The following is a 19,093-nucleotide window of genomic DNA, read 5'->3' on the forward strand; positions in this document are numbered from 1 at the left end:
TGCATCGAGGCATCGTCCACCGTTGCATGGAGTCGACAATGCGAAACCGCATACGCGCAAACGCGGTCGATACGCATTGCATCCAGCGCCTCTTTTCCGCATGGATGGGCGGCGCGACCGTTAGAAAAAAGTCGTTAGAAAACGAACATCTGTGTTTCCGATGGCGCTCCTTCGGGGGTGAGCGTGCGCTCGTCGAACGTCATGTGGCCGTCGCGGGCCACCGTGAGCACCGTCGATGTTCGCGTTCCATAGCCCGGCCCCACGATGAGCGGCGCGGAGAGACGCCGCTCCAGCTCCAGGCCCACGCCCGTATCGGGCAGCTGATCGTCTGGTGCAAGAGTGGCATCGGAGAGCATGGCGAAGAGCCGCGGCGCGGGATTGTCATCATCGAGCGCCCCGCCCATGGCTGCTCGGGCGCGCAGCACCTTGGGCCATGGCTCATTGAGCATATGATTGGAGAGCCCGTGAACGCCCGGCGCGACGGGCATCACATGAGGATCGCGGCTCCCGAGGTAGAAGAGGTTCTCGCGATCACCGGCGAGAAGGTTGAACCCGCTGTAGAGCGCGACGCGCGGCGTGAGCCTCGCGAGAAAGATCTCGGGCGGCGCATCGCCGAGGAGATAGTCGGTGACGAGCTCGCCGCGCGATCGCGCCGTGCTTCGCCGATCGGAGGGATCGCGAAAGTTGGTCACCGCGGCAAAGCGCCCGCCTTTGGTGATGCCCATCCATGTACCGCCCGCTTGCAGATCGCGCCCTGCCAATAGCTGAGGATGCTCGGTCCACCATCGGGCGGATTCGGTCGGTCGATCGCGCCATTCGTCGCGGTTCGCCGCGACCACCAAGGAAAAGGAAGGGTGCGCTTGCCAGGCGACGGCGATCAAACACATGGCGCGATTCTAGGGTGTCGATCGAGCGGGCGCCCTCATTTATCGGCGTATTGCGCTTCGCCGTTGCCGAAGGACCAATTTTCTTTTGCGACCTCGACGAGGCTGATCAAAACGTCCTCTTTCCGGAGGGACACGGCCTGCGCGAGGCGCTCGGCAATGCGGGCGAAGAGTTGCTTCCGGAGGTCGAGGGTGCGTCCCACGTTCATGGTGATTTGGATGATCACCAGGTCGTCGGTCCGGGTAATGCCGAGGTAACTGGGGTCGTAAATGAGCGACTCCGAATCATGCTCGGTGATGATTTGAAATCGGTCGGCGGGCGGAATCCGGATGGCTTCGACCAGCGCTTCGTGCACGGCATCGGCCACCGCGCGGCGATATTCGGATGATTTTCCCTGCCTGAGGGCAATTCGAACCAAGGGCATACAGAAGCCCTTAGGGGTGGCCTTGGGAAATGTCCAGGTGGGATGGGAGATCGATTCGAACCGTGGTCCCGGAGCCCAGCTCCGACGAAATGAAGAGCTTGCCCCCGTGCGCCTCGACGATGCCCCTGGCAATGGCCAGGCCGAGGCCACGCCCGCCCGTTCGCCGGTCGCGCGAGGCATCGGCGCGGTAAAAGAGCTCGCCCAAGTGCGCGAGGTGCTCCTTGGGGATGCCCGATCCCTGGTCGCGCACCTCGAGGCGCGCCCGCATGCGGGGGGTCGGAGGGGCTTCGGCCGATGGAGACGTCTCCGTGCGGACGGTGACCACCACATGGCTTCCTTCGGGCGAATGGCGGAGCGCGTTGCTCAAGAGGTTGCGCACGACTTGCGCGAGCCGCTGTCCATCGCCCATGGCCATGGCCGGCCCTTCGTGCTCCGAGCGAAGGCCGATGCCGCGCCGCTCGGCCTCGTGCACGAAACCTTGCACCTCCGTGCGCGCGATGAGCGCCAGATCGAGCACCCGCGTCTCCAGCCGCAGGCCCTCGAAGTCGAGCTGCGACATGGTGCGAAGATCGTCGGTGAGCGCCTTGAGGGCCAGGGCGCGCTCGTAGGCGGTGGCGAGGTAGCGATCGCGCGTGGGCGCATCGACGTCGTCCTCCATGCAGAGCGACTCCAGGTACCCGAGGACGCTGGTGAGCGGCGTGGCGATTTCATGCGTCCACGCCGCGAAGCTGCGGCGCCTCAGATCGCGCTCGCGCCGGAGCTCCTCGATGTGTTTGGCCACGCTGTCGGCCATGCGGTTGAAGTCCTTGGCCAGCCGGCCGATCTCGTCTTCACCGTACGAGGGGAGGCGCGTCTCCAGATCGCCGCTCGCCATGCGCCGCACCACGAGCTCGGCGTGGTGCAAGCTCTCGCGCAAGCGCCGGCCCAGGATGAGGGTGGCGGCGAACCACACGAGGCAGCTCGCGAGGAACCCCGAGAAGAGCGCCAGCGCCACCCCGAGGAGGATCCGGTGCGCGGCCCATCGATCGAAGATGCCGACATAGCGAACGGGCCCCGAGGGGCCGCGCGTGCGCAGGATGGCCATGTGCTCGGTCCACATGACCGAGGGGCCTGGGAAGACGGGCGAGTCGCCCTGCGCCTCGCGCAGCACGTACGGCGGGAGCTGCTCGAGAATGGGAATGTCGTCGCGGCTGCGCGCGACCGCACGGCCCTCCATGTCGTAGAGGACGATGGAGAAGCCGTGGATGTCGCCGAACTCGGCCGGCAGCCGGCCCGCGTCGAAGAGGCCACCTTCGGCCGAGACGCGGGCCATGCGAAGGCCGATGGTGAGGATCCACTCGCGGATGAGGAGATCCCTTTGGTGAAACACCAAGCCGACGGTCATCAGGTGCGCGACGATGCCCAAGAAGAGCACGATGAACACGACCCGTGACACCCGTCGCGAGAACCGCGCTTGCTGCATTGAATTGGATATTACTTTTCCAGGGCGTCGATCGAAAGCACATACCCCACGCCCGGCACCGTGCCGATGATCTCGGGCGCCAGCCCCGCGCTCGCGAGCTTGCGGCGCACCCGCGTCACGTGGCTATCGACGGTGAGCGCGTAGCTCGCGTCCGTGTAGCCCCATATATCCGAAAGGAGCTGCTCGCGGGTGAGCACCTCACCCGCACGCCGCGCGAAACAGATGAGCATATCGAACTCCATCGGCGTGAACGCGACCGAGCGCGTTCCAATTTGCGCATGCCTCCCTGCGGGATCGAGGCGCAGCGGCCCGAGGGTGAGCGCCTCCGCCGCGGTCTCCGCGCGCAGTTTTTCGGGCTCTTGCGGCTTTCGCTCGAAGCGCAGGAGGGCCTTGACCCGCGCCAAAAGCTCGCGAACGCCGAATGGCTTTCGCACGTAATCATCGGCCCCGACTTTGTAGCCGAGAATGGCATCTTCCTCGGTTACGCGTGCCGTCAACATCAGCACAATCGGTTGCCGGCCCGGCTCTGCCCGCAGCGCACGGCAAACGTCGTAGCCGTTGGCCCCGGGGATCATCACGTCCAGAATGACCAGATCCGCACGCTCGGTTCGATAGAGGGCAATCGCCTCCAGTCCGTTCCCCACAACCCGCACGGTATGGCCCGCCTTCCTCAAATGGTCGGCGAGCAAGATGGCGATGGGAGCGTCATCTTCCACAATCAGGATACGCGCCATGCTCAGATGGTAGCTGCCCCGCGCGCGTCATGGTCGCTCAACCGACAATTAATCCCGTAAAGGCAGGTCGACCTTTTGGTGGATCTCAGCGGAAGCGATGTAATTTGCGACATGCCATCGGCCCATCGACTCTTTAGCTTGTCGAAAAACGCGGATATTTCCCTTGAGCTTGCGCGCGCTCAGCTCGCGGAGGACAAGCGTCGCACCCGAACCATGCCGCAGCTCTTCGCGCGCAAAGTGCTTCGGATGCGCGCCTCGTCCGTAGGTTTTCTTCGGGGTGCGGCGCCACTTTTCTATTGGATCTGCGCCGAGGACGTGCGCGAGGGACCACCGGGCGAAGGATGGATCGCCGGCGATCTCCACGTGGAGAACTTCGGTGTGTACCGCACGGCGCCGGTGGATCTCTTGCAGCGCGGGCGCGCGGCCAATGTCACCTTCGATTTGAACGACTTCGACGAGGCCGTCCTCGGGCCTTGGCGGCTGGACGTGCTTCGATTGCTCACCAGCTTGATCCTGGCCGCGCGGGGCAACGGCGCCAGCGGCGGCCGCACGGTGACCTTGGCCGCGGCCATGCTGCAAGCGTACGTGGGCGGTGCGTTCGGATCGCCGGAGATCGGGCCTCGCCCTCCGCCCGTCGCCAAGCTGCTGGCCCGTGCGAGCGCGCGCACGCGCCGGGCGCTGCTCGATGCGCGCACCACCAAGACGTCGCGCGGGCGCCGCTTCGTGCGCGATGGAGGGCGCTACGTGGAGTTGCCGGCCTCCGTCGACCTCGCCGCGCGGGGTGCGTTCGCGGTGTACGCGCGCGAGGTGCAGGAGAAATACGGCTTATCGAAGGAGCACTTCGAGGTGGTCGATACGGCATTTCGCATCGCGGGCACCGGGAGCCTCGGGACCCTGCGCATCGCCGTGCTGGCGCGGGGCAAGGCCTCGGCCAGGGTCGATGATGGCCATTGGATCTTCGATATGAAGGCGCAGGGCGAGCCCGCCGCCGTGACCTTCGGCAACCTTCCCGTGCCCAAGAGTACGCGCGCGATGGTCCCGGCCGAGCGCGTGCTTCGCGCGATGGAGCGATGCTTGGATCAGCCGCCACACATGGCGAGCACCGTCCGCCTGGGCAACGCGTCGATGCTGGTGCGAAGGCTGGCGCCCCAGGAGGACAAGCTGAATCTCGCGCAGGTGCCCGACGCGGAGCTGGAGTCGCTGGCGCGCTATCTGGGCGCCCTCACCGGCGCGGCCCATCGCCGCGGAGCGCTTCGGCCGGCGCGCGCGTGGACGCGCGCGGCGTGCGAGAAGCTCTTGCATCGCGCGTTCGAGCTCGCGGGGGTGCACGAAGCCGTTTATCTGGCATACGTACGGCTGACGGAGAAGACGGGCTCGTTGCACGAGACGAGGCGGATGAGAACGTGAGCTACGCTTGCCCTTGTTGCCGATACCTGACCCTCACCGAGCCACCGCCCGGCACGTTCGTGATTTGCCCCGTGTGCTTCTGGGAAGACGACGATGCTCAGTTCGACGATCCCAATGCCGCCGGCGGTGCCAATGCCATCTCCCTTCGTGAGGCGCAGGCGAACTTTGCCGAGTTCAAAGCCTCGGAGCGGCAGTTCGTGGAGCAAGTGCGCGGGCCGCACGCGAATGAAATCCCCCCGGGAAGGGACGGTACCTCCGGTGACCAGGCGCGTGGACCGGCGCCGTCACGAAACGGACGGCGCACATGACCGCGCGCACGATTACAAACGCGTAGCAAAATCGAAAAATCATCGCGGAAGCGCGAGCACGGACCGGTCGCATGTTTTAGCTTAGGGTCGGGTCGTCGCCGAAGGGACATCGCGGGCAGTGCGGGTCGGGGCGAATCGGCGTCGCGCTTCGAAATGGGAAGGCACCACGAAGGGGGGCTCATGTCGGGTTTGCTCGATCGCGAGCGGAGTATGGCGACAGCGGGATACAGCCGTTGGTTGATTCCACCTGCGGCACTCGCCATTCATTTGAGCATTGGGCAGGTCTACGCGTTCAGCGTCTTCAAGCGCCCGCTGCAAGCGCACTTCGCCACGAGCCCCACCCCCATCGCGTGCATTTTCAGCCTGGCCATCGTGATCCTCGGTCTATCGGCCGCCTTCGGTGGAACGTGGGTGGAGCGGCAAGGGCCGCGCAAGGCCATGTTCGTGGCGGCTTGTTGCTGGGGCACCGGATTCGCCATTGGCGCGCTCGGCATCGCCACCCGGCAGCTCTGGCTGCTCTATCTCGGCTACGGGGTCGTCGGCGGCATCGGGCTGGGCATTGCTTACATCTCGCCGGTGCCCACCCTCATTAAGTGGTTTCCCGATCGGCCCGGGCTGGCCACCGGCATGGCCATCATGGGCTTTGGCGGCGGTGCGCTGATTGCATCGCCGGTATCGCTCAAGTTGATGCAGGCCTTCGAGACCTCGGAGGGCAACCCGGGCAGCGGTGTCATGAAGACGTTCCTCGTGCTCGGCGCCTGCTACTTCGCGGCCATGATGTTTGGCGCGTTCACCGTGCGGTTGCCGCCGCCGGGCTGGGCGCCGCCGGGGGCTGCGTCAGCCCCGTCGAATGCGCCGGGCACGTCGGGTGCGCCCTCGGGGGGCGCCGGTGAGGTCTCGCGGCGGGTGCGGATGTCGCGGCCTTCGTTTCCGGGGTTCGATCCGGATCGGCAGGTGCGCATTTCGGCGGCGAACGCGATTCGAACGCCGCAATTTTGGATGCTCTGGGTGACCTTGTTTTGCAATGTCACCGCCGGAATCGGCATTCTGGAGCAGGCGGCGCCGATGATTCAGGACTTCTTCCGCGACGGGCCGCGCAGCCATGTTTCGGCGGTGGTGGCGGGCGGCTTCGTCGGTGTTCTCTCGATCTGCAATATGGCCGGGCGGTTCGTGTGGTCCTCGACCTCGGACATCGTGGGGCGCAAACGGATCTATTCGCTGTACCTCGGGCTCGGTGTGATCCTTTATGCGCTGCTGGCCATGGTGGGCGGGCACTCGACGGTCGTCTTCGTGCTGCTCGCGGGGGCGATCCTCTCGCTGTACGGCGGCGGGTTCGCCACCATCCCGGCCTACATCCGCGATCTGTACGGTCCGTTCCAAGTGGGCGCCATTCACGGGCGACTTTTGACGGCGTGGTCGGCGGCCGGGGTGGCCGGTCCGCTCATCATCAATGCGATTTTGCAGCGCGAAGGCAAACCCGGCGCGCTCACGGCGGAGGCCTACCGCCCGGCATTTCTGGTGATGGCCTCCGTGCTGGCCGTTGGCTTCGTGGCCAACTGGCTGGTGCGCGCCGTCGACGAGCGCTTCGACGAGGCGTCGCGTTCGCCCGTCCCTCCGCATGCTCCATCCGAAGGAGAGGTCTCGCATGAATCGTGAAGCATCGGCGGCACCGGCCGTCATGCAGCTCGCCATGGCCTGGGTGCTGGTGAGCGTTCCGCTGGCGTATGGCCTCTACGAGACCGTTCTTCGGGCGGCCAAGCTATTTACGGGCTGATCCCGCCTGGTCTGGCTGGTGTGGCTGGTCGGGCTGGTCATGCCTTCGTCGCGGCGGCGTGGCGCGCGACCTCCTCCATGTAGAGGGCGCGCTCCTCGGTGAAGGCCTTGGCCACCATCGGACGCTTTCGCATGCGCGCCATGAAGGCCCCGAGGGCGGGGTACTTCGCGAGATCGATGGGCGCGACGGCCGTCCAATTCAAGATGGCGAACAGGTACGCGTCGGCCACCGAGAAGTGATCGAGGAGGAACTCGCGATCGCGCAGGTGCGCGTCCACATAGGTGAGGCGGGAGGTCTCCCGTTGCAGCGCATAGGCTTTGACCTCGGGGGGAGCCTTCGCATCCATGGTGGGGACGAAGAGCGCCTTGTGGAGCTCGGTGCCGATGAAACAAAGCCATTGGTGCAGCCGCGCCCGGCCGAGGCCGTTCTCCGGCGCGAGCTTCGCGTCCGGGTAGCAGGCGGCGATGTACTGCAGGATGGCGGCGTTCTCCGTGAGGAGCTCGCCATCGTCCGTTCGCACCAGCGGGACGAGCCCCAGCGGGTGCACCCCGCGGTAATCTTCGCGGAAGTCGTTTCCATCGCGTATGAGCTTGGTCTTGGGGTCGACCTCCACGTAGGTGGCGTCCGCGCCGGCTTCGTACAGGGCGATGCGCGAGGACAGCGAACAGGCCAAAGGCGAAAAGTACAGTTGCATGGGGTTCTCCGGGGGTGGGCGAGCGCCGAAGGGGCAGCGCCCGACGAACGAGAACCTATGGTTCGATAGCCGATGCGTCCAACGCATACTTGGAATAGGCTCGATGAATGGAACGCATTGCAGCCGTCCCGGGACCGAGCTTGGAGATCCGCGATTTGCGCGTGGTCATGGCGCTGGCGTCGACGGGGAGCACCGCGCGGGCCGCGTCGTTGCTCCACATCACCCAGTCGGCGGTGAGCCGCGCGCTCCTCTCGGCGGAGGAGAAGCTCGGCACGCGCCTCTTCGAGCGCACCCGGCGCGGGCTCACCCCGACGGCGCCCGGTGAGCGCCTCCTCGAGGGCGCGGCGCGCCTGCTCGTGGAGCTCGGGGATCTGGAGCATCGCGTCCGCGCACCCCAAGCCGCGCCCTTGTGCATCCGCCTCGTGTGCGAGTGCTACACGGCGTACCACTGGCTGCCGTCGGCCTTGATCGCGCTCCGGCAGAGCCTCCCCGATCTGCGGCTCGCGCTGGAGGTCGAGCACACGGACGATCCGGTGGCCGCGCTCGAGGCGGGCAAGATCGATATGGCCCTGCTCACGACCAAGGCCGTTCCGCGCGGCCTCGAGGAGCGCCCGCTCTTTTCGGACGAGATCGTGTTCATGATGGGCGCATCGCACCCGCTCGCGGGCCGCAAAGCCATCACGCCTCGGGATTTGCGCACGACCCCGCTCCTCACGGGGAACACGCCGCCCGAGGAGAAGCAATGGTTCTTGACCCGCGTCTTCGGCCGCGCCCGTCCGCAGCTTCGGTTCGAGCGCATTCCGCTCACCGAGGCCATCGTGGACGTCGCGCGCGCGGGGTTGGGCATCGCGGTGCTCTCCGAGTGGATCGCGAGCCCGCACCTGGTGAAGGGCGATTTGGTCACCAAGCGCTTGGCCTCGGGGCCTCTGCTCCGCCCTTGGCGTCTGGCCTGGCGGCGCGGGTTCGATGCGGCCGCGCAGCGCGTGTTTTCGGCCTTGACCGTGACCGCGCCCCAAGCCCGTCTGGCCGGGTGATCCGCCGGCATCCCCGTGACGCGCCCCGGTGATGCGGTTTCGGGCATCGCAAGGAGAGGACACCGACCGCGCAACGAAGAAGCAGAAGTAGACGTCTCGTCGGGAGACCACCTCCCGCACGACGACGTCTCGTCGGGAGACCACCTCCCGCACGACGACGCCGACGACGCCTCGTCGGGAGATCACCTCCCGCACGACGACGCCGAAGACGTCTCGTCGGGAGACCTCTCCCGCACGATGACGCCGAAGAAGACGAAGTAGAAGCGTTGACGAAAAGACGAAAGGAAGAGGTCTCGGGATGAGGTTATCGTCCGCTCTGACGGGTGCTGCTGTCGTGATTTTGTCGGCCATGGCGCTCGGCCCTCTGGGCTGCGCAGGCGACGAGTCGAGCGGACCTTCGGGCGGAACCGGCACCAGCAGCGACTCCCGCGATCCCGGCAAGGACGCTGGCGGCGGTGGCGGCGATTCGGATCGCCGCGACGCGGGCAGCGGCAGCCCTGGCACCGTCCTCGATAGCGGTGCGCCCGATACGGGCGCGGGAGGTGGCGGCGGCGGAGGCGGAGGTGGTGGCGGAGGCGGAGGAACGGACGCGGCGGCGCCTCCCGGCTGTCCGGTGAGCTCCGGCGACGCCACGTGCGATCCGTGCTTGGCCGAGAGCTGCTGCGCGGAGGCCGTGACGTGCCAGGCGAAGCCCGAGTGCGCCGCCATCGTGAACTGCATCCAGCAGTCGTGCCGCCGCGGCGATCAGCTCTGCGCGTACAATTGCTTCAAGGCCCACCCTTCGGGGCAGAGCGACGCCACCCGCCTCGGTGAATGCTTGAACGATCGTTGCTCGAGCGTTTGCAAGCTTTAGAGAAGTTGCTCGCGGCGCGTTTCGCGTCCAGCGTTTCGCGGCTTACGCGGTTCCGCATCCGCGAGCTGACCAACCCGCCCCCGCGCCGTCGTCGACATCCAGCAGTAATCTTCGGCGCCGGAGCGCGCGGCCCGCCCGGGCGGCGGGCGGTGCGTTTCGGTTGGCGCTCATTCGATCGTCAGGTGGTACGTGTACGTTTTGTCGTCGCCGCCCGTGTTGGTGCCGTGCACCCAGAGGGTGTGGCGGCCAGGCTTGAGGGGCTTGAACATCATGAAGAAGCCGTCGGAGACGGCGGGCTGCCCCCAGCCCGTGATGCGTGGATCGAAGCCAAGCAAGCTGGTGTCGCCGGTGAGGTGAAAATACGTTTCCGAGACGAAACGATATCCAAGGACGTCCTCGAGCGGTTTGTCGTCGAGTGAGACCTGGAGCAAATCGACGGTATCCATGACCCGCTTGGCGCGCGCCACCAAGTAATCGAACAGGTCCTGGCCCGGCGCCGGGCGGTAGTTGGGATCGGGGCGGGGGAATGGATTCACGAAGGCGCCGATATCCAATAAGACGGCCTTGCCGTGCGGGATGGTGCACGCGCGCGCGCCGCGGAAGACGGGGGCCTCGTTCTCGATGGGCGGGATGAACCACACCGGCCCGTGCTGGTCGACCGCGCAGTCTTTGCCCGTTTGATCGAGGATCGGGTTGCGGTCCTTCGGTTGCCGGTAAATCCACTGCGACACCCGCTCGCTCCACGTGACCATGCTCGTACCGTACGGGTGCGCACATTTTCGAAAGAGCACCGGGTTCGGGTTTTTGCGCGCGCGGCACCACACCTCGGCGTTCTCGGCCGCGCGATCGGCGCTTTGGGGTGCGTCTGCGCCCGCGCTCTCGTCGCCCGCCGCATCGGGATCCGTCTCTGCGGGATGCGCCGCCCCGGCGCGGGACGCCACCGTGGCGGGAGACGCCATCAGGGCGGGAGGCGCCACTGGGGCGCGAGACGCCGCCGCTGCGGGAGACGCCGCGAGCCCCGCCGCGGCGAGGCTCGACCCCTCGCGTCCCACACCGCCATCGTTGGCACCATTCGAACAGGCCACCACCGCGCCGCCTGCGATGATCCATGCGGCGGCCCTTCGCCAAACGTCATTCATATTCGCACCTCTCGTCGTCGTCGCGAGCGTGCAACCTAGGCGCGGCGGTGAATACGGGCTTCCAGAAACCTGCGCATCGAGGAGGCCGACGGATCCTTGTCGCGCTGGATCCAGGCGCGCACGTCGCGCGGTGGGATCCCGACCAAGTGCGCGAACGTATCGGTGAGGTGCGCGTGGCTTGCAAAGCCGAGTTCGGCCGCCAGGCCCGCCAGGTTGTCCTCGCCGGCCGCGATCCGGTGCAGCGCCGCGGCGAGCCGGAGCTGCAGGCGATAGCCGCGCAAGGTCGCGCCGATCTCCGCGCGAAACGCGTGCATCAAGTGGCTGGGCGAGCAGCCAATTTCCTCGGCCAGCGCCGAGACGGGGCGGTTTGCGGCCAGATCGTCGTTGAGCAGCTCGATGGCGGCCAGCGCCGTGGCGCGACGGCTCTTGGTGGCGGCCGGAATGCGCGGACGCGCGGAGTCCAGCGCCGAGAACATGAGCTCGAGCGCCGCCTCCTCGCACGCCAGCACGTCACCGTGCGCGCGCGCGAGCACCGTCCACAATGCAGCGTAGGCCGCCTGCACCTGCGGTGAAAGCTGCATGGCAAAATCGCGCCGCGGCTCGAGCCGGCCCAGGATCTCGTGCGCGAGCTCCGGCCCCAGCTCGAGGACGGTGCAATCGTCGCCGGCGTCGCCCGGGTGGCTGATTCGATATTCCGTCTCCTCCCACGCGATGAGCGCCGTGCAAGGATCCGCGATGTACTCGCGCGATCCGACATGCGACGCAAACGCGCCACGTCGCACGAACACCAAATGCGTCGCTTCGCCGCCGCGCAGCGGGCCGCGCCCCGATCGCGGGCTCTGGCAGTGGATCTCGTGGATGATGAGCTTCGAGCCGATGGGCAGCTGCCGGGCGTGCGAGGTCACCCCCGCACCATAACCCAGCAGGGAGCCCTACGCCGTTGGAAGTCCGTCGAGGGCTCGTTCGACATCGGCCAGCAAGTCCCCCGTGTTCTCGATGCCCGCCGCAAAGCGAATCAACCCCGGCGTGATGCCTTGCTCCTCGACGATGGCCTTCGAGAGCCGATCGCCGAACAAGACCGCCGGCTGCATGACCGTCGACGAGACGCCGCCGAGGCTGCCCGTAAACGACGCGAGCCGCAGCTTCCGAATGAACGCGCTCCCCGCCGTGGAGCCACCCTTCAAATCGAAGGTGAGCAGGCCGCCGAACCCGGACATCTGCGCGCGCGCGAGCGCGTGCTGCGGATGCGAGGGCAACCCCGGATAGAAGACCTGGCGGACGGCGGGGTGCTCCTCGAGGAGATGCGCGAGCGCGAGCCCGTTTTCGTTGTGTTGGCGGACGCGCAGCTCCAAGGTGCGAATACCGCGCAGCGCCAGCCATGCGTTGAAGGGCGCGGCGATGGCGCCGGTGACGAGGCTCGTATCCCAGATGCGCTCCGTGAGCGCGCGCGACGCGGTGATGCTGCCGGCCAGAAGATCGTGGTGGCCGCCGATGTACTTGGTGGCGCTGTGCATGACGATGTCCACCCCGTGCTCCATCGGCCGTTGGTTGATGGGGGTCGCAAAGGTGTTGTCGCAGAAGGTGAGGATGCCCCGCGCCTTTGCCAGCGCGCACACCGCCCGCAGATCGGTGATGTGCATCATGGGATTGACGGGCGACTCCAGGACGATCAGCTTCGTGTTGGGCCGGATGGCCCGCTCGAACGCCTCCACCGAGGTCTGGTCCACCCGGCTCGCTTCGACGCCGAAGCTCGGGAGCACTTTGTCGAGCATCTCGGTGATACCGATGTAGTGATTCCGCTGTCCGACGATATGATCGCCGCCTTTGGCGAAGGTCATCAGGGTGGTGGCGATGGCGCCCATGCCCGAGGCGAACATCATCCCCGCCTCGCCGCCCTCCAGATCGGCGATGACCTGGACGAGCCGTGCGGTGGTCGGATTGCCCCTTCGCGTGTAGTATTCGCTGCCGAGCGGCGCGGAGATCGCCTGCAGGTGCGCTTCGTCGCGCGCCGCGAAATTCACCGACTGATGAAGCGGCGGCGAGACGCTGAGCCCGTCCTCGGGATCGTCGTCGGCGGTGAGCAAGCGGGTGGTGAACGACAGCTGCCCATTGCGGTGCGCGTGCATGCAAGGGATAGTGAGCTCGGTGCAATATTGGAGCAATTCGATTATTGCTCTCGGAGCAATTTCAATCCAACACCCAGAACCCAAGGAACGAGGAGCCCGACGTGGAGAGCTACCAAACGATCGCCGACGCGATGGCGGCCGACATTCTGGCGGGCCGCTTGCGTCCGGGTGACCGCTTGCCCCCGCAGCGCGAGCTCGCCGATCGACGCGGCATCGCCGTCTCCACCGCCAGCCGCGTCTATGCGGAGCTCATTCGGCGCGGGCTGGCCGTGGGCGAGGTGGGGCGGGGGACATACGTTCGCGCCGCGGCCAAGCCGCCGGGGCCCACCTTGGTGGAGCCGCCCGATGCGCCCGTCGATCTCGAGCTGAATTACTGCATCTTGCCCGAGCAGATCGATGCGATGGCGCCCGTGCTCTCCGCGATCGCCGCGCCAACGGGCCGCGGCGCGCTGGCCGATGCGCTCCGCCCCGTGGGGGCTTCGGCGACGTCGGCTGCGCGCGAGGCGACCGCCGCGTTCCTTGCGCGCGGCGGCTGGACGCCCGATCCGGCCAATGTGCTCTTTGCCGGGGCCGGGCGGCAGGCGATCGCGGTGGCGATGGCCGCGCTCGCGCCGGTGGGTGGGCACATCGGGGTGGAGGCGCTCACGTACCCCATCGTGCGGGGCATCGCCGCGCGCATCGGTGTGACATTGGAGCCGCTCGCGCTCGACGCGGAGGGCCTGCGGCCCGAGGCGGTGGTGCACGCGCATCGCGCGAGGCCGTTATCGGCCATTTACGTTCAGCCGACCTTGCACAACCCGCTCGGAACGACCATGAGCCGCGCGCGGCGCGAGGAGCTCGCGGACGTGTTGAAGGACACCGGCATCGTGGCCATCGAGGACGCGATCTATTCCTTCCTGGCCGACGAGGAGCCGCTGGCCACCTTCGCCCCCGATCGCACCATCTTGGTCGATAGCCTCTCGAAGCGGCTCGCCCCGGGCTTGAACGTGGGCTTTCTGGTGGCGCCGGAGCGGCTCACGGAGAAGCTGGCCACCACCATTCGATCCGGCGGCTGGCTCGCCAACGGCTTCGCGCTCGCCGCCGGCCTGCGCTGGATGACCGATGGAACGGCCGCGCGCATCGCGGAGGCCAAGCGCCAGAAGGCCGCCCGCGGGCATCGGCTCGCCGTCGAGCTCTTGGACGGGCTCACCGTGCGGGGCGATCCGCGCGCCTTTCACGTGTGGGTGGAGCTGCCGAACACCTGGCGCGCCGACACCTTCGCGGCGGCCGCCGGGCGCTTGGGCATCGCGCTCACCCCCGCGAGCGCGTTCACCATCGGCGCCGGGCACGCCCCCAACGCCGTGCGCCTGGCTTTGGCGTCGCCGCCGCACGACGCCGCCGCGCGGGCGCTGCGCAAGCTGCGGCAGCTGGCGATGGCGAGCGACTACGAGGCGGATCTCGACGGGTTCGCCTTCAGCCAGGCGATGACCTCGTCGGCGTTCTTGTCCGGCGGAAAAACCGGGTAGAACACCTTTCGAATCACCCCGGCCCCGCACACCAAGGTCACGCGTTTCAGCACCGTCCTGCCCTGCACCTTCACCCCGATGTGGGGCAATCGCAGGGCGGTTGCAAACTGCAACAATTCGTCGCTCAAGAGCGGGAACGGCAGATGAAGGCGCGCGATCTCCGACATTTGATACGCCGTCGATTGGGTGCTGAGGCCGTACACGGAGGCATCGAGGCTCTCGAGCTCGCGGTGGTGGTCGCGGAAGGCGCAGGCTTGCGGCGTGCACCCGCGCGCGCCGGGGATGGCGTCCCACCCGTCGGGGAGATCGTCGTTGGTGGGGCCCGAGATCGGGTAAATGTAGAGGACGGTGGTCCGCGCGATCGCGGAGAGGTCGACGGTGCCGCCGGCGGTCGACGGGAGCAGCACGCGCGGAAGGGGCGCGCCCGGGAGGTGATCGCACGCGCCGTCGTCGGTGGGAATGGGGAGATTGCTCGGAAGGATCGATACGTCCGTGTCCATGCCATGCGACGTGACATGGGCGACGCCTCGGTTCAATCGCCGGATTGCTCTCGGTGCAATTTCGACGCCGGTTCGATTCACCAGTTCGATTCGCCGATGCCGTCGGCGGGCGGCGATTTCGAATCAGCGCTGCGCGAGGCGCTGCCAAATGACGTGGCTCATCGCCTTCGTTCCCACCTCGATGGCGCCTTCGTCCGCGTCGAAGTCGGGCATGTGCGGAAAGCCCGTGATCCCGCGCGCCCGATTGCCCACGCCCAAGAGGAACATGGCGCCCGGAACCCGTTTCAAAAAGAGCTCGAAGTCCTCGCTTGGAAAGACCGCGACCCCGCGCAAGGCGAGCGTGTTCGTCGCGCCGAGCACGGCGGAGAGGCTCGGCGCCGCGGCCGCGCTGACGGCGGGATCGCTCACCATGGCGGGGAAGGGCGCCTCGGGGAACGCGAGCACGTAGTTGCCGGCGCCGAGGTCGCGCAGGGCGATGGCCGCCACCGACTCGCGGGCCGCGGAGAACATGTCGTCGGACGAGACCTTCACCGTGCCGCGGACCTCGATGGGCGTGCGGTCGGCCACCACGCGCGGGCGCATGGAGAGGGCGCGCGCATAAGGGCCGTTCTCCTTTTGGAGATCGGCGAGCATGGTGTCGATCTGCTCGAGCGTGGCGGGCGGCGCGACGGTGGCGAGGGCGCCCAAGTCCTTTCGAAGCTGCTCGGCGAGCTCGCGCGTGGCGTTCGGGCCCGTCAGCTGGATACGGAAATTGTCGTTGCCGCCGAACGCCGCGCCGTAAGCCATTTGCCCCACGGGCGCCGGGAACGTGTGCAGGGCGTAGATCGCGTCGGGGCGAGGGCCGGCGAGGGCGCCGTCGCGGAGCATGGCCTCCGCCCCCTTCAAGGTCTCCTCCGCCGGCTGGAAGAGGAAGACCACGGTGCCCTGCATGTCCGCGCGCATGGACGCGAGCACCGAGGCCACGCCGAGGCCCACCGTCACGTGCAGATCGTGCCCGCAGATATGAAATTTACCGGGTACGGTGGAGCCATGAGGGCGGCCGGGCGGCTCCGGATCCGGCATGGCATCCATATCGGCGCGGTAGGCGATCACCGGGCCTGGTCGGGCGCCGCGCAAGAGGCCCACCACGCCGTGGCCGCCGACATCGGTGCGCACGTCGAGCCCGAGCGCGCGCAGGCGATCGGCGACGAGCTTCGCCGTTCGTGACTCCTCGCCGGAGAGCTCGGGGTGCATATGGATATCGCGGCGAATGCCAATGAGCTCCTCGCGCAACGACTCCGCTTTGGTGCGAATGGTATCGAGGGGCGGCGAGGCCTTTGGCGACTCGGAATCGTTGCTGCTGCAGGACAGAGCTCCGGCCAACAACGCCAGGCAGGCCGGCCGAACCGGCCACAGGGTCTTTTTCATGAACGCATGTGCCCGCACCCCATCCTTTCATTCGCGCCAAGGGTATGGCTCACGTCGATTTCGAGAATGTCGATTTCGGCGCGCACGGGATAGGACGCGCACGGGATCGGAGATGCAGCGGCCGCGGCGAATGTCGATTTCGACGATTGGCGCGCGCGCGAAAATCGTTGGCGTCCCTTGAAATTGCCGTGGAGCGTGTACCTTAACGGGATGAGACACGGAGCGCGCCACGGTCTTCATGCGGGCGGGGCGCTGGCCTCCGTCGCGTTCATTGCATGGTTCGTGTGGCTGCTCTCCTCGTGCAGCGACCCCGGATCGAACGCGCCAGCGGGCCGCACATCCAATCGCTCCACCGCGTGGGATGCGCCCGCCCTGCGAGGCGACTGCGAGCGCGCCGTGAACCCGAGCTCGTTCGCGAGCGCCGACGAGCTCTGGGCGCTGGAGGAGAAGCTCGACAGCTACGGCGTGCGCGCCACCGGCAATGCGCAGCACGCGGCATATGTCGATTGGCTCGAATCGCAGCTCGCCTTGCTTCCCGGCGCGCGCCTGCGAAGCGTTTCATACCCGATGGTGCGCTGGACGCAGCACGCCCTCGCGCTCGAGGCAGGCGTGGACGCCGCGCAGCTCCACCCCCTCGCGCCGAGCGGTGCGGTGCCGTACGCGCGGCCCACCCCGCCGGAGGGCGTCCAGGGCGCGCTGGTGTACGTGCCGCCGGGCGCCGCCATCGCCGATGCGCACGTGGCCGGCAAGATCGTGCTGCGCGACGTGGTCCCCGGCTCGCTGCCCAACGCCTTTTTCAGTGCGATGGCCTGGTGGTCGTACGATCCCGACGGGACGATCGCGCGCAACGTGGGCGGCACCTACGAGCGCGACTGGCTGTCGAGCCCCGTGCCGGACATCGCCGCGGCGGCCCAATCGGGCGCCGCCGGCATCGTGCTCATGCACGGGCTGCCGCGTTCGCAGGTCCAAGATCAGTACCGGCCGTACGAGGGCGTGGTGTGGCCGGTGCCCGCGCTCTACGTGGGGGCCGACGAGGCCAAGCCGCTGAAGGAGCTGGCGGCGGCGGGCGGCGTGGCGCGGCTCGGGTTATCGGCCACCGTCGAGCCTTCGAGCACGCGCATGCTGATCGCCACCCTCCCGGGGGTGAGCGACGAGCGCATCGCCATCGAGAGCCACACCGACGGGGTCAACGCGCTCTGGGACAACGGGCCGCTGGCGATGCTCGCCATGGCGCGCTACTTCGCGCAGTTCGACGTGCGCTGCCGCCCGCGCACCCTGGAGTTCGTGTTCACCACCGCGCATTTGCATCAACACCTGGTGCCCCCGTGGCGCGATGGCAGCGCCGAGCCCTATGCGCAGGAGCTGGATCGCGCGTACCAAGATGGACGCGCGGCGGCCGTGGTGGTGGTCGAGCACTTGGGCGCGCGCACGTACACGGCCGTCCCGCGCCGCGACGGCGGGCCGGGGCGCGAGCTGGTGCTCACCTCGGAGCACGAGACGAACGCCTTCTTCGTCACCGAGAGCCCGGGGCTGCAGGGCGCCCTCTTTCGGGCCGTGCTCGCGCACGATCTGCGGCAGACCAGCGCCATGCGCGGGGCGGACGTGCCGTCCTTGCATCTGCCGCCGCACCAAAGCTTCGGCGGCGAGGGCAATCCGTACCTGCTGCATTTGCTGCCGACGGTGGCCTTCATCACCGCGCCGTGGACATTGTTCACACCTGGTTATGGATTGGCGGGTATCGATAAAAATTTATTCTATAAGCAAACCTTGGTCTTTACGGATCTGATCCACGGCATCGGCACCCTGCCGCGGATCGCCATCGCCGGCGCCGCGCCCCTGCAGCGCGCCCAGCGCGATCTCCTCTGCCGGAGCGGCGCCGATGTCAGCGCCATGGTCCGCTGCGCGGGTACCCCTTCGGCGCCCTAACGCATTTGCCACTTGGCGCGCAGGTACCCTTCGATGCGCTGGCGATCCGAGTCGGGCAAGGCGGCCGTGTAGACGAGCACCTCGCCCACCAGCGCGGTCGCGAATTCGTCGAGGAGCCCGGCGCAGCCGATGGTGAGCGCGTCCAGCGATGGAAGCTCGGCGCCCGTCCACGACCTTTGCTCGGCCAGCACGCCATGGCGGTACGTTCGAAGGCCGCCGACCTCACGGGGCACCAGCCGCGCCGAGAGGAGCTCCCACGTGTTGGTGTCGCCCCCCAGCTGCGGCGTTTCACGCGCGCTCGGGCCGGTGGCCACCAGCAGATGAAGCAAAGGCTCGGCGGCGGGGCGGCCGTAGTTCGAGTCCCATGGAAAGGCGATGGTCCCGAGGGGGCCGAAGCGAAGCACGTTGGTCGCGTTTCCTCGGCTCACGACGAAGAACGTCAGCCCGGGGGGCACGCCGGCGCCGGTCCAGGTGTTCGCGAGGCACGTCTGCCGGGCGCGGTCGAACGCCAGCACCGGCAAGGGCGCGGCGTCGCGCAGGAGCAGCGGGCGCTTGGTCGGATCGGTCGCGAAGGCCGTGTGCGTACGGCCGGAGCGGTCCTCCCAAAGCGCCACGCCGTTGGCCGGTGCGATCTGCGCGTCGGGGTGGCCGCCCGCGTCGGGGCCCGTCTCGCTCACGCCAAAGTCCGCGGCGAGCCACAGCTCGAGGTGCTCCACCTTGCGCGGATCGACGTTGGACGCGTCGCCGCCGCCCGCCTCGGGCCCGGACGGTGCGTCCGTCGCGCCGCCCGCGTCGGGGCCGGCGGGGGTGGCGTCGTCGAATCGGGCGCCCAGGATATCCGCGCAGCCGATGGCCCCGGCGGCAACGAAGCCGGCGAGAACGGCGCCAATCGCGAGCGGGCGGGGGTTCATCGCG

At 67.9% G+C, this 19,093-nt stretch carries 18 protein-coding genes; 7 read left to right on the forward strand and 11 right to left on the reverse strand.

The window, feature by feature from the left end:
• Window positions 1-134: 134 nt before the first annotated feature.
• Genes LZC94_15560 through LZC94_15575 form a run of 4 tightly spaced genes read right to left on the reverse strand, consistent with a single transcriptional unit; the run spans window position 135 to window position 3,505 of the window.
• A complete protein-coding gene (locus LZC94_15560) occupies window positions 135-887 on the reverse strand; it encodes an NRDE family protein (protein ID WXB18642.1) in 753 nt (250 codons plus the stop codon).
• Window positions 888-922: 35 nt separating this feature from the next.
• Window positions 923-1,309 carry a tautomerase family protein gene (locus LZC94_15565; GenBank protein WXB18643.1) on the reverse strand — a complete coding sequence of 129 codons (387 nt, stop codon included), beginning with the start codon at window positions 1,307-1,309 and terminating at the stop codon, window positions 923-925.
• Between the two features lie 10 nt (window positions 1,310-1,319).
• The gene (locus LZC94_15570; GenBank protein WXB18644.1) at window positions 1,320-2,771 is read right to left on the reverse strand and encodes a HAMP domain-containing histidine kinase; all 1,452 of its coding nucleotides are present in this window, start codon (window positions 2,769-2,771) and stop codon (window positions 1,320-1,322) included.
• Window positions 2,772-2,782: 11 nt separating this feature from the next.
• The gene (locus tag LZC94_15575) at window positions 2,783-3,505 is read right to left on the reverse strand and encodes a response regulator transcription factor (protein WXB18645.1); all 723 of its coding nucleotides are present in this window, start codon (window positions 3,503-3,505) and stop codon (window positions 2,783-2,785) included.
• Between the two features lie 213 nt (window positions 3,506-3,718).
• Between LZC94_15575 and LZC94_15580 the strand changes: the two genes are divergently transcribed.
• The 3 genes from LZC94_15580 to LZC94_15590 all read left to right on the forward strand — a co-directional run bounded on the left by LZC94_15580 (window position 3,719) and on the right by LZC94_15590 (window position 6,876).
• A complete protein-coding gene (locus LZC94_15580) occupies window positions 3,719-4,912 on the forward strand; it encodes a DUF2252 domain-containing protein (GenBank protein WXB18646.1) in 1,194 nt (397 codons plus the stop codon).
• Window positions 4,909-5,220, forward strand: a complete 312-nt coding sequence (locus LZC94_15585) for a hypothetical protein (protein WXB18647.1) — start codon at window positions 4,909-4,911, stop codon at window positions 5,218-5,220. Before LZC94_15580 ends, LZC94_15585 begins: the two co-directional genes overlap by 4 nt.
• Window positions 5,221-5,400: 180 nt before the next feature.
• Window positions 5,401-6,876: an OFA family MFS transporter gene (locus LZC94_15590; protein WXB18648.1), complete on the forward strand. Its 1,476-nt coding sequence runs from the start codon at window positions 5,401-5,403 to the stop codon at window positions 6,874-6,876.
• Between the two features lie 155 nt (window positions 6,877-7,031).
• Here LZC94_15590 and LZC94_15595 read toward each other — a convergent pair whose 3' ends face one another.
• Complete coding sequence (locus tag LZC94_15595) at window positions 7,032-7,688, reverse strand: glutathione binding-like protein (protein WXB18649.1); 657 nt, start codon at window positions 7,686-7,688, stop codon at window positions 7,032-7,034.
• 107 nt (window positions 7,689-7,795) lie between these two features.
• Here LZC94_15595 and LZC94_15600 point away from each other — a divergent pair, with 107 nt between their 5' ends.
• Entirely contained in the window at window positions 7,796-8,722 is a 927-nt protein-coding gene (locus tag LZC94_15600; GenBank protein ID WXB18650.1) for a LysR family transcriptional regulator, read from the forward strand.
• 298 nt (window positions 8,723-9,020) lie between these two features.
• The gene (locus LZC94_15605; GenBank protein ID WXB18651.1) at window positions 9,021-9,575 is read left to right on the forward strand and encodes a hypothetical protein; all 555 of its coding nucleotides are present in this window, start codon (window positions 9,021-9,023) and stop codon (window positions 9,573-9,575) included.
• A gap of 167 nt (window positions 9,576-9,742) precedes the next feature.
• On the opposite strand, the gene LZC94_15610 is transcribed toward LZC94_15605, so the two are convergent.
• The 3 genes from LZC94_15610 to LZC94_15620 are packed head-to-tail and all read right to left on the reverse strand — an operon-like array spanning window position 9,743 to window position 12,840.
• A complete protein-coding gene (locus LZC94_15610; GenBank protein WXB18652.1) occupies window positions 9,743-10,714 on the reverse strand; it encodes a hypothetical protein in 972 nt (323 codons plus the stop codon).
• 35 nt (window positions 10,715-10,749) lie between these two features.
• Window positions 10,750-11,619, reverse strand: coding sequence for an AraC family transcriptional regulator (locus tag LZC94_15615; GenBank protein ID WXB18653.1), 870 nt, complete (start codon window positions 11,617-11,619; stop codon window positions 10,750-10,752).
• Window positions 11,620-11,646: 27 nt separating this feature from the next.
• Window positions 11,647-12,840: an aminotransferase class I/II-fold pyridoxal phosphate-dependent enzyme gene (locus LZC94_15620; protein WXB18654.1), complete on the reverse strand. Its 1,194-nt coding sequence runs from the start codon at window positions 12,838-12,840 to the stop codon at window positions 11,647-11,649.
• A gap of 101 nt (window positions 12,841-12,941) precedes the next feature.
• Here LZC94_15620 and LZC94_15625 point away from each other — a divergent pair, with 101 nt between their 5' ends.
• Window positions 12,942-14,345: a PLP-dependent aminotransferase family protein gene (locus LZC94_15625; protein WXB18655.1), complete on the forward strand. Its 1,404-nt coding sequence runs from the start codon at window positions 12,942-12,944 to the stop codon at window positions 14,343-14,345.
• Here the strand turns inward: LZC94_15625 and LZC94_15630 are convergent.
• Window positions 14,264-14,881 carry a peroxiredoxin gene (locus tag LZC94_15630; protein ID WXB18656.1) on the reverse strand — a complete coding sequence of 206 codons (618 nt, stop codon included), beginning with the start codon at window positions 14,879-14,881 and terminating at the stop codon, window positions 14,264-14,266. The two genes, LZC94_15625 and LZC94_15630, sit on opposite strands and share 82 nt — an antisense overlap.
• Window positions 14,882-14,968: 87 nt before the next feature.
• The gene (locus LZC94_15635; GenBank protein WXB18657.1) at window positions 14,969-16,252 is read right to left on the reverse strand and encodes an amidohydrolase; all 1,284 of its coding nucleotides are present in this window, start codon (window positions 16,250-16,252) and stop codon (window positions 14,969-14,971) included.
• 210 nt (window positions 16,253-16,462) lie between these two features.
• On the opposite strand from LZC94_15635, the gene LZC94_15640 reads away from it, so the two are divergent.
• Window positions 16,463-18,178 carry a hypothetical protein gene (locus LZC94_15640; protein ID WXB18658.1) on the forward strand — a complete coding sequence of 572 codons (1,716 nt, stop codon included), beginning with the start codon at window positions 16,463-16,465 and terminating at the stop codon, window positions 18,176-18,178.
• Here the strand turns inward: LZC94_15640 and LZC94_15645 are convergent.
• Window positions 18,175-19,089 (reverse strand): hypothetical protein, encoded by a 915-nt coding sequence (locus tag LZC94_15645; GenBank protein WXB18659.1) that lies wholly within the window; start codon window positions 19,087-19,089, stop codon window positions 18,175-18,177. The genes LZC94_15640 and LZC94_15645 overlap by 4 nt on opposite strands.
• Between the last annotated feature and the right edge of the window lie 4 nt (window positions 19,090-19,093).

The sequence above is a fragment of the Sorangiineae bacterium MSr11954 genome (assembly GCA_037157815.1).
Taxonomy (GTDB): domain Bacteria; phylum Myxococcota_A; class Polyangia; order Polyangiales; family Polyangiaceae; genus Pendulispora; species Pendulispora albinea.